Annotated in this window: 9 protein-coding genes; 2 read left to right on the top strand and 7 right to left on the bottom strand. The window is 61.9% G+C overall.

Annotated elements, in window-relative coordinates; all coding sequences use genetic code 11:
• Position 1: 1 nt before the first annotated feature.
• The 7 genes from ICY20_RS27940 to ICY20_RS27970 form a co-directional block, all read right to left on the bottom strand.
• Positions 2-976 carry an ABC transporter substrate-binding protein gene (locus ICY20_RS27940; protein WP_194939222.1) on the bottom strand — a complete coding sequence of 325 codons (975 nt, stop codon included), beginning with the start codon at positions 974-976 and terminating at the stop codon, positions 2-4.
• A gap of 156 nt (positions 977-1132) precedes the next feature.
• The gene (locus ICY20_RS27945; RefSeq protein ID WP_194939223.1) at positions 1133-1498 is read right to left on the bottom strand and encodes a 4Fe-4S dicluster domain-containing protein; all 366 of its coding nucleotides are present in this window, start codon (positions 1496-1498) and stop codon (positions 1133-1135) included.
• A gap of 59 nt (positions 1499-1557) precedes the next feature.
• On the bottom strand, positions 1558-3078 hold the full coding sequence (locus tag ICY20_RS27950) for an FAD-dependent oxidoreductase (RefSeq protein WP_159963184.1): 1521 nt from the start codon (positions 3076-3078) through the stop codon (positions 1558-1560).
• 9 nt (positions 3079-3087) lie between these two features.
• Positions 3088-5541 carry a TonB-dependent receptor plug domain-containing protein gene (locus ICY20_RS27955; RefSeq protein WP_159963183.1) on the bottom strand — a complete coding sequence of 818 codons (2454 nt, stop codon included), beginning with the start codon at positions 5539-5541 and terminating at the stop codon, positions 3088-3090.
• Between the two features lie 210 nt (positions 5542-5751).
• Complete coding sequence (locus ICY20_RS27960; RefSeq protein WP_159963182.1) at positions 5752-6582, bottom strand: TauD/TfdA dioxygenase family protein; 831 nt, start codon at positions 6580-6582, stop codon at positions 5752-5754.
• 93 nt (positions 6583-6675) lie between these two features.
• Positions 6676-8259: a rhodanese-related sulfurtransferase gene (locus tag ICY20_RS27965; RefSeq protein ID WP_194939224.1), complete on the bottom strand. Its 1584-nt coding sequence runs from the start codon at positions 8257-8259 to the stop codon at positions 6676-6678.
• Positions 8256-8867 (bottom strand): cysteine dioxygenase family protein, encoded by a 612-nt coding sequence (locus ICY20_RS27970; protein ID WP_159963180.1) that lies wholly within the window; start codon positions 8865-8867, stop codon positions 8256-8258. Before ICY20_RS27970 ends, ICY20_RS27965 begins: the two co-directional genes overlap by 4 nt.
• A 213-nt stretch (positions 8868-9080) precedes the next feature.
• On the opposite strand from ICY20_RS27970, the gene ICY20_RS27975 reads away from it, so the two are divergent.
• Positions 9081-9986, top strand: coding sequence for a LysR family transcriptional regulator (locus ICY20_RS27975; RefSeq protein WP_159963179.1), 906 nt, complete (start codon positions 9081-9083; stop codon positions 9984-9986).
• A gap of 107 nt (positions 9987-10093) precedes the next feature.
• A complete protein-coding gene (locus ICY20_RS27980; RefSeq protein ID WP_159963178.1) occupies positions 10094-10888 on the top strand; it encodes a class II aldolase/adducin family protein in 795 nt (264 codons plus the stop codon).
• The last annotated feature ends 434 nt before the right edge of the window (positions 10889-11322 follow it).

The following is an 11322-nucleotide window of genomic DNA, read 5'->3' on the forward strand; positions in this document are numbered from 1 at the left end:
CTTAGCGAGAGGCTTGGGAAAGTGGGGCACGCTTGGCGTTAAAGCTTTTATCGAAGCCCTGCGACACATCGATGTGCTTGGTCAGCAGGCCTTCTTGTTGGTAGATGTCGGCGGTCGCTTGCAGGCCGCTGATCACCGAGTCGTCAATCGCTACCGGGGTCAGGCGCGTGTCCTTGGCCACTTCCACATGCACTTCCAGCGGCAGGCCTGTGATCTTGGCCTGGGCGGCGGCGTATTCATTGGGGTGCACGTTGGCCCAGGCGTAGGCGCGGTCGAGGCGGGCGACAAAGTCGTCCAGCTGCGGGCGCTTGTCGGCGATGGCCTGGCTGGTGGCGGCGAGGTACAGGTGGTTGCTCAGCAGCTTGTTGCCGCTGATCAATACACGGGCGTGGCTTTGGGAGGTAACCACAGTGGTGTACGGGTCCCAGGTGGCCCAGGCGTCTGCGGTGCCGTTATCCAACACCAGGCGCGACTCGCTCGGCAGCAGGAAAATGAACTGCACATCTTTAGTGGTCAGCCCGGCGGTGGCCAAGGCCTTGATCGCCAGGTAGTGCCCGATGGAACCACGGCCGGTGACGATCTTCTTGCCCTTCAGGTCCGCCACGGTCTTGATCGGCGAGTCCTTGTTCACCAACAGCGCGGTGGTGTTGCGCCCTTCGGCGTGGATGATGCTGACCACCTTGAGCGAAGCACCGGCACCGAGGGCGAACACATACGGCGCATCGCCGAGGGCGCCGATATCTACGGCACCGGCATTCAACGCTTCGCCCAAGGGCGAGGCAGAGGGGAACTCCGACCACTGGATTTCGTAGGGCACATTCTTGGCTTCGCCGGAGACTTCCAGCAGCGCCTTGATGGTCGATTTCTGATTGGCCACCCGCAGCGGTTGCAGGTCGGCGGCATGGCTGCTGCCGATCAGGCCGAGGGCGAGGGCGGTGCCCAGGAGCAGGCGTTTGAAAGGGGTAGTAAAGACCATGGGATGCAGGCTCCAGGCAGATCAAGAAAGGGTTCGGTTACCTCCGCCTGGAGAAGGGGTCGGTGAGTGGGTTGACGTTATTCCCATAAGAACTCGCTGTGAAGTTCTTTTTGGTTATATGGTAATTATCAAAAATATTCATTATGCGGTGATTGATTATTCTCTTATTGCATTTGGTGGCGCGCTGCGGGCCAAGGCAAAGATGCCGTCCATACGCCAATGCTCGTTGCGATGGGCGGGGTTATCGGCCCATTCATCCCAGCCCGAATCACGTCGGTATTGTCCGAGTAGCCCGGCTTCGCGCACGGCTACTGGATCGGGGTGACGCAGGTGTTCGACGTCCGGGTCGACGTAAAGCGCGTCGCTGCTGCAATACAGTTCGCACATGAAGCAGGTTTGGCAGGCTTGCTGATCGGCGATCAGGGGTTTGCCCAGGGCGTCGGCGGCCAGCACGTTGGTGGGGCATACGGCGACGCATTGGCTGCAGCCGTTGCAGAGGTCGGAGTAGATCAATTCAATCATGTGGGTTCCTATTTTGAATGAGTGACCTGTGGCGAGGGTGCTTACTGTAGCGAGGGGAATCATAAGTCTGGAGAAATGGGGTCAAGGCGAGTCTGTATTTGATCCACACCGGATAAACGCAAGTGCGCGTCATACCGCGCACTCTGCTGCGGTGTGTCGCTGCGCTGATGCATGCCGCGGCTCTCTTTGCGCAGGGCGGCGGCGGTGTAACACCAGCGTGCGGTGGCGGCCATGGCGGCGGTTTCGCGGGCGCGCAAGGGGTTGGTGCCGGGCTGTGCGCTGCGTACCTGGTCCCAGATGTTGTCGAGTTCACGCAGTGAGCGCTCCAGTTGGTCGCCGCTGCGAAACAGGTTTTTGTCCAATGGGTGCACTTCGGCCTGGATACGTTGCAGCAGTTCAGCGCCGCCGCCCGCCGCGCCATCAAACCCGCGCAGAGCACCGTGATACCCACGCTTGTGTCGGGCCAACCGCGCTGCACCGCGCCCGGCCCATTGCCCGGTTGACAAGGCCCATGCCGAGTTTTGCGCACCGCCGCCAGACGTCGCCCCGGCAATCGGCTCGCGGCTGGCTGCATCGCCGGCTGCGAATACGCCGGGCACGGTGGTCTGGCAGTCGTCATCAATCAGCCTTAACCCGCCGACGCCACGAATGGTGCCTTCAGGGTGCAGGGTCACAGCGAACCGCTCGCGATAGGGGTCAATGCCACGCCGATCAAATGGCAGCATCAAGTTGGGTTGGATACTCGGCAACTGCGCCCGAATATCCGCCGGCACCCGATTCAGGCGGCAATACACCGGGCCATTGAGCAGCGCCCGGGCCAAGTCCTCGGTAAAGTTGGGGCCGCCACTGATATCCAAGGGCCGATCCGCCGCGTCGAAGTACTCGCCAAAGCTGTACACCATCGAGCGCGTCATGCTGCTGCCCGCTGCGGCGATGCAGTAGTAGTTGGAAAACTCCATGCCCGACAGTTCGGCCCCGGCTTCGGCCGCCATCAAATAACCGTCGCCGGTGTTGGTGTGGTTGCCCAGCAAGCGTGACAGGAACGCGCAACCGCCGGTGGCCAGCACCACCGCCCCGGCGCGGATCAACCAGTCGCCTCCCGCCTGTCGGCGCCAGCCACGGGCGCCGACCACGTTGCTGTTGTCATCGCGTAGCAGCTCCAGCGCCGGGTGGTGATCGAGAATGGTCACGCCGCTGTCGAGCACCCGGCGGCGTAGGCCGCGCAGGTACTCGGGGCCGCGCAGGCCACGGTATTGGGTTTGGCCCTGTTCGTTTTGCGGGAAGGCATAGTAATCACTCAAGCCCGGCAGGCTGGTCCAGGTGGTGTCGATGGCACGGGCCATCCAGCGTGCATCGGCCAGGCCATAGGCAGTGCCCAAGCGCTTGTCGATAGCGGCTTCGCGGGCGCCCGGCGGCACCCACCAATGGCCGGGGCCTGCGGTGGCGGTGACGCCGCTGGTGCCGCAGTAGCCCTTGTCGACCAGGATCACGTTGACGCCTTCGCGGGCGGCGGCAATCGCGGCCCAGGTGCCCGCCAGGCCGCCGCCGACGATCAATACATCGCAGCTCAATTCAGTCATGTCAGGGCCTCAGAAGTTGTACGCCAGACGCGTGTAGTAATACGCACCGCCAAAACCGAACGGCGAGAACTGCCCGTATTCATAGCCGCCGGCCCAGTCCTTGATGCCTTTTTTGTCGGGGTAGACGTTGAACAGGTTGTTGGCGCCCAGGGCTACGGTGAAGTGCTTGTTGATGTCGTAGGCGGCGTCGAGGTCGCTGATCCACTTGGCGCTGAACTTGCGGTCGTTGACCGGGTTGTTGTCGCCTTCGGTGTAGCTGCCGAAACGGGTCAGGGCCAGGTTCAGGGTGTAGGCGCTGACCTTCCAGTTGGCTGCCAGGATCAACTTGGATTGCGGCGTGGCGACGGTGAGGTCTTTTTGCAGGCGCCGGTCGAAGATCTGGTAGTTGGAGCCCAGGCTGGCGAGCGCGGGCGGGGTGTCCTGGAGTTTCTCGATCTTGGTCTGGTTCCAGTTGTACGCCAGGCTCCAGCGCACCTGCCCGTACTGATCCAACTGCTGGCGGTACTCGTTGATGATGTCGATGCCACGGGTGCGGGTGTCGACGGCGTTGGTGTAGTACTGCGCGTACAGGCCCGGCGACAGGCCGTTGGCGACCAGGATCTGCGACACCGCAGGGCCACCGAGCAGGCTGGTGGACACGATGCGGTCACGGATGCCGATTTGGTACAGGTCGGTGGTCAGGCGGTAGTTCTGCGTGGGCTCGTAGGTGAAACCGAAGCTGTAGTTGAGGGACTTCTCGGGCTTGAGTTTTTCTGCACCCAGCGCCTGGGCTTCGGCGGTGTCCACCGGCAGCACTTTGACTGGCACCGAGACTTGCTGGCCGTTGACCACGCCGCCAGAGGTGAAGGTGGATGACGCGTAAATCGTCTGGGCCAGCGACGGCGCTCGGAAGCCATTGTTGATCGTGCCGCGCAGGGCGAATTCCGGCGTGAGCTTGAAGCGCGTCGACAGCTTGCCGCTCCAGGTGCTGCCGATGTCCTGGGTGTAGCGCTCGTAGCGGGCGGCGGCGCCGACATACCAGCGGTCGGTCACGTCCAGGCCCAGGTCGAGGTAACTGGCGACGTTGCTGCGGCTGATCTCGCCGGCGTCCGCCGTGCTGGTGCCGTTATACGAGGCCAGCCCCGGCAGCGGGGTTTGCCCGGCGAACGGGCCGCTGGGCAGCACGTAGTTGCCCGGTGTGTACGAGGCGTAGTCGCCGGCCTCGATCTGGTATTTCTCCCAGCGGTATTCAAAGCCGAACGCGGTTTGCAGCGGGTGGCTGAGGCCAATATCGAAGGTGCGGCTCAGGTCCAGGTTGTTGGTCCATTGGTCGAAGATTTGCGAGGCCAGGTTGAAGGAGGTCGGGCTATTGGGCCCCAAGGACGGGTTGAGCGTGTTGTTGGCGTTGAGGGTCGAATCGTCTTCGCCCCAGGTGGAGCTGATGTCGTAGTCCCAGCCGCCCACTAAACCCTTGAAGCCGCCAGCTACCTGGAAGTCTTTGGTGCGGTTGCGCCGCTGGGCGTGGATGCCATCGGGGTAGGGCGTGTCGGGGTCGCCGGCCAAGGACGTGAGTTCGTTGGGGCGGTAGTTGCCGGTGACTTTGGTGGTTTCCATGTAGCTGGCGGTGGAGAACGAGTAGAACTTGAGGTCGTCTTGCAGCGGCAGTTCCAGGTTATAGCTGGCGTTGGTGACCTTCTCGCGGCCCAGGCCGTAGCTGGGGTTCCAGCCGTGGCGGTTGACGGTCTGGTCGCGGCTGTCGGGGTTGGCGGCGGTGCCATAAAGCCGGCCGGTGGCGCTGCCGGTGCGGTCGAACGGCTCTTGCTCCTTGACGTCCAGCGCCAGGTTGGCGAAGCCGTCGTTGGGCAGTGGCAGGCCGTAGTTTACGGTTTGGTGCACGGTGTCGCCGTCACCGGCGCCGTAGCGGCCGAACGAGGTTTCGGCGCTGCCGCCGCTGTCGTTTTCCTTGAGGATGATATTGATCACCCCGGCAATCGCGTCCGAGCCATATTGGGCGGAGGCACCGTCGCGCAGTACTTCGATATGGTCGATGGCCGACACCGGGATCAGGTCCAGGTTGACCGGCACCGCCGCCGTGCCGATGCGTGCCAGGTTGTTGATCAGTGCCGTGTTGTGGCGGCGCTTGCCGTTGACCAACACCAGCACCTGGTCGCCAGACAGGCCGCGCATGGTCACCCCGCGCACCGACCAGGAGGTGCCGCCGCCGTTGATGGCCGGTAGGTTAAAGGACGGCAGCAGGCGTGCGAGCAATTCCTTGAGGCCGACTTTGCCACTGGCTTGCAGTTGCTCGGCACTGATCACGTCGATGGGCGAGGGGCTGTCGGCGATGGTGCGCGCCTGGTTGCCACGGTTGCCGGTGACGACCACGGTGCCGAGGGTTTTATCCGTATCTTCGGCCTGGGCCGGGGTATTGAAGGCGAGCAGGCTCAGCGCTGCTGCGCAGTAGTGAAAGCGCGATGGAGGCATGGGGGCTGATTCCAGAGGACGAAAGAACGCCGTAGATCGCTACCTGTGAATGCAGTCAATGTGGGAGGGGCGGTGCGACGATTCGACTTGCCCCCGATGGCGGAGTGTCAGGCGCTGATGGGCTGCCGGGTGTACCGCTATCGGGGGCAAGCCCCCTCCCACAGGGGACCGCATGCACAGGGGGATCTGTGTTGGGTTTGGTAAAAGAGGTCAGGCGGCGTTGGCGGCTCTTACCCGATGGGGAATATCGTCATAGGCAATCAGCACGCGCTCCATGCGGCGTGGGTAGTCGCCGTAGTTATAGACCGGGTAGTGCAGGGTCGAGCGGTTGTCCCAGAACGCCACGGAGCCGGGGCGCCATTTGAAGCGCACCTGGTGTTCGGGCTTGTTGAATTCCAACAGCAGGCGGTCGATCAGCTGCTTGCTTTGCTGGGGCGTCCAGCCAATCACCGAAGGGTTCTGGGAGAAGTTGATGAACAGGCCGTCCTCCCCGGTTTCCGGGTGGGTGCGCACCAACGGGTGGGCGAGGATCGGGTAGTCGTAGCCGACTTTGTCCAACGACTTTTTGAAGTCGTGCACCACGTGCAGGCTGTCGATTTCGGCGCGCAGCTCATCGGGGAGGGCACGGTACACCGCGCCCGCATCGGCCCACAGCGTGTCGCCGCCGACCTCGGGCAAGTCGACTGCGCGCAGTACTGCGCCGAGGGTCGGTTGCAACAGCCAGCTGGTGTCGGTGTGCCAACGGCCGCTGATACGCGGGCCGTAGAGTTTGCGTTCGTCCTGGGCTTCGATCAGGTGGGCCTGGGGCAGGGTCGGGTCGTTCTGTTGGGTGGTGGGGTGCACGTACAGCTCGCCGAATTCCTTGGCGAAGGCAATTTGCTGTTCGGTGTTAATGGCTTGGTCGCGGAAGAACAGCACCTTGTGCTTGAGCAGCAGGTGGCGCAGTTCGTCACGCAAGGCTTGGGTCAGCGGCTGGCGCAGGTCGATGCCGTCGATTTCGGCGCCGATGGTGGGTTCCAGGCGAGTGATGTGCAGGGTCATGCGGGTGTCCTCTCGTTGTTGGGTTCAGCCTCCGCCTGGAGAGGGGTCGGATGTGGGGCCTGCACCCGGTATGGGTGCAGGTAATGGGGTTGATCAGATCACGTAGAAACCGTGGGTGCCGTCGCGGGCCAGTTGGTCGACGAGACCGAATTCCCAATCCAGATAGGCTTGCATGGCTTCCTTGGGATTGTCGGTGCCTTCGTACGGCCGGCGGTAGCGGTCGATGCGCGGTGAAGCCAGGTGGGTTTCACCTTCTTGCAGCGGCAATTGCGCGTTGATCCAACCAGCGGTGCCGTCTTGCAGCAAAAACACTTGCTTGCCGGTGATGGCTTCGACTTCGGCCACCGCCAGGCGCGCCAACTGGCTGCTGCCGCAGGTCAATACGTAGCGTTGGGCCGCAGGTGCCTTGGCCAGGGCTTGGGGCAACTGCGCACGCAAGGCCCACCAGGCGCCGGGGATATGGCGTTTTACATAGTTGGCGCTGGCGGTGAAATCCAACACCACGGTGTCGCCATGGCCCAGCCAGTCGGCGAGGGTGTGGGGGCTGATCAGTTCGGCTTGGGGCGGTGCCGGCACGGGTGCGACCCACGCGCCTTTTTCGCTGAATTGCGACGGTTGCAGGTCGTCGAGCACGTGTACTTCCCAGCCCAGTTGGGCCAGCCAGGAAGCAGACATGTTGGCGCGTACGCCGTCGTCATCGGCCAGCACCAGGCGTGCACCGCGCACGCTGGCGACGTGGTCGGTTTCTTGCACCAGTTGCCCGCCTGGGGTGGAGCGTGCGCCCGGCAGGTGGCCGGTTTCGAATTCTTCCGGGGTGCGCACATCGAACAGGTAGGTGGTGCGTGTGGCGTCCTGCTGCCAGGCTTGCAGATCGGCCAAGGTGGCACGGCCAACGCGAGCCTGGTCGGCCACGCGGCGTGCATCGGCTGCGGCCACTTGGCGATGTTCTTCCGAGGTGGGTGCAAAGCGACGCGACTGGCCATGGGCGAGTTTCTGCCCGGCCAGCGTCCAGCCGATGGTGCCGTTGCGCAGGGCCGATACCGGGTTGGCGATGCCTGCGTTGATCAGTGACTGGGTGCCGATGATGCTGCGGGTACGCCCTGCGCAGTTGACGATGATACGGGTGGCCGGGTCGGGCGCCAGTTCACGGGCGCGCAGTACCAACTCGGCACCGGGCACGCTGATGCCAGTGGGGATGCTCATGGTCTGGTATTCGTCGAAGCGGCGGGCATCGAGCACCACCACGTCGGCCTGGCTGTCGATCAGCGCTTGCACTTCTTCGGCGGCCAGGGACGGCGTATGGCGCTCGCTTTCTACCAATTCGCCAAAGGCCTTGCTCGGCACGTTCACGTCGATAAACAGCTCGCCACCGGCCTTGCGCCAACCGTCCAGGCCACCTTCCAGCAGGCTGACCTCGGTGTAGCCCAGCGCAACCAGACGCTCAGCGGCGCGAGCGGCGAGGCCTTCGCCGTTGTCATACACAGTGACCTGGGTATCGCGGCGCGGAATGCGCGAATACACCTCCAGCTCAAGCTTGGACAGCGGGATGTTCGCGGCAAACAGCGGGTGGGATTCGGCAAACGGCGCCTCTTCGCGCACGTCCACCAAGGCGACTTCTTCATGGGCCAACAGGGCCTGACGAATCTGGGCAAAGCTGCGGGTAGCTACGGTGGTCATAGGGCAGGGCTCTTTTCTTTGGACAAATCCCAGATGTTCGGGAGGAAGGCGTTGGAATAACCGGAGATAAACAATTTCTCGCTGCCGTCGGGCTGATACACCGCCCGGCGCACGGCACCGATATTGGCGCCATACACATGAATGCTGATGGACACCTGGTCGCTGTGGGCATTGCTCACTTGATGGATATCGCCGACTTTGGGCGACACTGCTTCCACTTGGCCAGGCACCAGTTCTACCGGTTTGCCTTCTGCGACGAGGCTGCCGTCGGGCGCCCGTTCAAAGCCTTGGGAGAACTCCGCACCGCGCAACATGCCGATCAGCCCCCATACGCGGTGGTCATGAATGGGTGTGCTTTGCCCCGGCCCCCATACAAAGCTGACGATGCTGAAACGCTGACGCGAATCGGCATGCAGCAGAAATTGTTGATAGCGCTCGGGGTTGGGTTGGGCGAACTCATCGGGGAGCCAGTCATCGTGGCTGACCAGTTGTGCCAATAGCTTGCCGCCACGGTGCAACAGGTCACCTTCGCGTGGGTTGCCGTCGATCAATTCCGCCAGGGCGCCAATAAAGGCTCTGAGTCTCTCGGGGTGTTTGGCCTGGGTCATGGCAATTCCATCGGTCTGTGTTCTTAAGCTCATCTAAGCATAATGTTTATAGTTAATATGCTATTTTTTAATGATTAGCTTATAGCTGAAGGTAATTTAGAATCGCCAGGACTAGGGTTAGACGTTATCGATCACAGCGCGGGCTATCCAGATAGCCTTCCTGCAACTATGCTTCGCACACATCTTAATGACTGTTCTCTATGTGCGGCCCAAATGAAAATTGACGATATCGATGCCTTTGTCGAAGTGATTCGTTGCCAGTCCATCAGCCACGCCGCCGAGTCGTTGCAACTGACCCAGCCGGCCATTACCCGTCGCGTGCAGAACTTTGAGCAGGCGTTGGGGGTGGAGCTGTTCGACCGCAACACCAAACCCCTCAAGCCCACGCTGATCGGCACCCGTGTGTACGAGCAGTGCCGGCTGATTTTGCGCGAGATGGATGCCCTGCGCGAACTGGTGGCCACCGACGCACCGCCCACTGGCCTGTTGCGCCTGGGTGTGCCGCAGACCATCGGCGACGTGGTGTTGCTTGATGCGCTCAAACACCTGCGTACCGAATACGCCGACCTGCGCGCCCAGGTTGCGACCGGCTGGGGCAGCCAACTGGTGGGCAAGATTGAGCGAGGTGAGTTGGATGCGGCGGCGGCGTTGTTCCCCGCGGGCAAGATCTTCCCGGACAATATCGTTGGCGAGTCCATCGGCAAGATGGAACTGGTGGTGGTGTGCGCCAAGGCGCAACTGCCCAAGAAGCCGTGCAAGCTGGCGGATGTGTACCAGAACGGCTGGATTCTGAACCCGGACGGCTGCGGCTTCCGCGCCGGCTTGCAGCGCACCTTGTCCGACCAGGGGCTGGCATTGCGAGTGAACCTGGAGACTTTCGGCACCGAGTTGCAATTGGGCTTGGTGGCGGACGGTTTGGGCCTGGGGCTGGTGCCGCGCCCGCTGCTGGAGCGTAGCGCTCACCGTGATCAACTGGCGGTGATGCCGCTCAAGGACTTCAAACCGGTGATGGATTTGTGGCTGATTTATCCGCACTTCCTGGGCAACTTGCAGGGGCCGGTGGATGCGTTTGGTAAGTTGGTGGCAGCTTCATTGCACAAAATCCGCGACGCTGCCTGATATGAAAAAAAATAATAATTAGCTTAGATTAAAATGTGCTTTTTATTATTTTTTTGCATCCCATAGGCTTGCCTGGAAGTCCTTAAGGCCATCCAGGAAGTTTTGCCATGAGCAGCGTCACCTCGATTTCCAGTGTTTCCAACAATGTTCGCCAGCGCGTCACGCCAGAAGAGTGGGAAGTGCGCGTCAAGCTGGCCGCCGCGTATCGACTGGCGGCCTTGTACAAGTGGACCGACCACATCTACACCCACTTCTCCGCCCGTGTGCCGGGGCCGGAGGAGCATTTCCTGATCAACGCCTTTGGCCTGTTGTTTGATGAAATCAGCGCGTCCAACCTGGTCAAGGTCGACCTCGACGGCACCATCGTCGACGACCCGACTGGCCTGGGCATCAACTACGCGGGTTATGTGATCCACAGCGCTATTCATGGTGCGCGTCACGACCTGCAAGCGGTGTTGCATACCCATACCCGCGACGGTATTGCGGTATCGGCACAGAAGGACGGCCTGCTGCCGATTTCCCAGCACTCCATTGGTTTCTCCGGGCGCGTGGCGTACCACGGGTATGAAGGCATCGCCTTGGATCTGGATGAGCGCGAGCGGTTGGTGGCAGACCTGGGCGACAAGAGTGTGATGATCTTGCGTAACCACGGGTTGCTGACGGCAGGCATCAGCGTTGAGCATGCGTTTCAGCAACTGCAACAGTTGGAGCGTGCCTGCAATATCCAGGTCGCGGCGCAGGCGGCGGGGAATGCCGAGCTGATCTTCCCGCCTCAAGAGGTGGTGGAGAAGGTTGAGCAGCAGGCCAAGGCGCATTCCAGCGGAGAAGGGCCGGGCGTGGCGCGGCATTGGAATGCTCTGGTACGGCAATTGGAGCGTACCGATACCGACTACAAAAACTGATCTCACATTCTGTGGAGATCAATGTGGAAATCAAAATGTGGGAGGGGGCTTGCTCCCGATAGCGGCGGGTCAGCCAAATCATTGGTGACTGACAGCCTGCTATCGGGGGCAAGCCCCCTCCCACAGTTGGTTTTGTGGTGTGCTTGATTAGGTGACCTGTTCGGCTTGCTCGTGCTCAGCAATCAAAGCGGGATTGGAATGCGCTAGTGCGGCAATGTGGAGATCAAAATGTGGGAGGGGGCTTGCCCCCGATAGCGGTGGGTCAGCCAAATCATTGGTGACTGACAACCTGCTATCGGGGGCAAGCCCCCTCCCACAGTTGGTTTTGTGGTGTGCTTGATTAGATGACCTGTTCGGCTTGCTCGTGCTCAGCAATCAAAGCGGGATTGGGATGCGCTGGTGTGGCGGTGTGGAGGTGCTTTGGTGGGGGGGGG

The organism is Pseudomonas pisciculturae (assembly GCF_015461805.1).
GTDB classification, from domain to species: Bacteria; Pseudomonadota; Gammaproteobacteria; order Pseudomonadales; family Pseudomonadaceae; genus Aquipseudomonas; species Aquipseudomonas pisciculturae.

What these genes read in the sequence shown, in the direction of transcription:
- ICY20_RS27960 (WP_159963182.1), bottom strand. Translation starts at nt 6,582, where the DNA reads ATGACCCTGCACATCACTCGCCTGGAACCCACCATCGGCGCCGAAATC.
- ICY20_RS27950 (WP_159963184.1), bottom strand. Translation starts at nt 3,078, where the DNA reads ATGACTGAATTGAGCTGCGATGTATTGATCGTCGGCGGCGGCCTGGCG.
- ICY20_RS27975 (WP_159963179.1), top strand. Translation starts at nt 9,081, where the DNA reads ATGAAAATTGACGATATCGATGCCTTTGTCGAAGTGATTCGTTGCCAG.
- ICY20_RS27970 (WP_159963180.1), bottom strand. Translation starts at nt 8,867, where the DNA reads ATGACCCAGGCCAAACACCCCGAGAGACTCAGAGCCTTTATTGGCGCC.
- ICY20_RS27955 (WP_159963183.1), bottom strand. Translation starts at nt 5,541, where the DNA reads ATGCCTCCATCGCGCTTTCACTACTGCGCAGCAGCGCTGAGCCTGCTC.
- ICY20_RS27980 (WP_159963178.1), top strand. Translation starts at nt 10,094, where the DNA reads ATGAGCAGCGTCACCTCGATTTCCAGTGTTTCCAACAATGTTCGCCAG.
- ICY20_RS27940 (WP_194939222.1), bottom strand. Translation starts at nt 976, where the DNA reads ATGGTCTTTACTACCCCTTTCAAACGCCTGCTCCTGGGCACCGCCCTC.
- ICY20_RS27945 (WP_194939223.1), bottom strand. Translation starts at nt 1,498, where the DNA reads ATGATTGAATTGATCTACTCCGACCTCTGCAACGGCTGCAGCCAATGC.
- ICY20_RS27965 (WP_194939224.1), bottom strand. Translation starts at nt 8,259, where the DNA reads ATGACCACCGTAGCTACCCGCAGCTTTGCCCAGATTCGTCAGGCCCTG.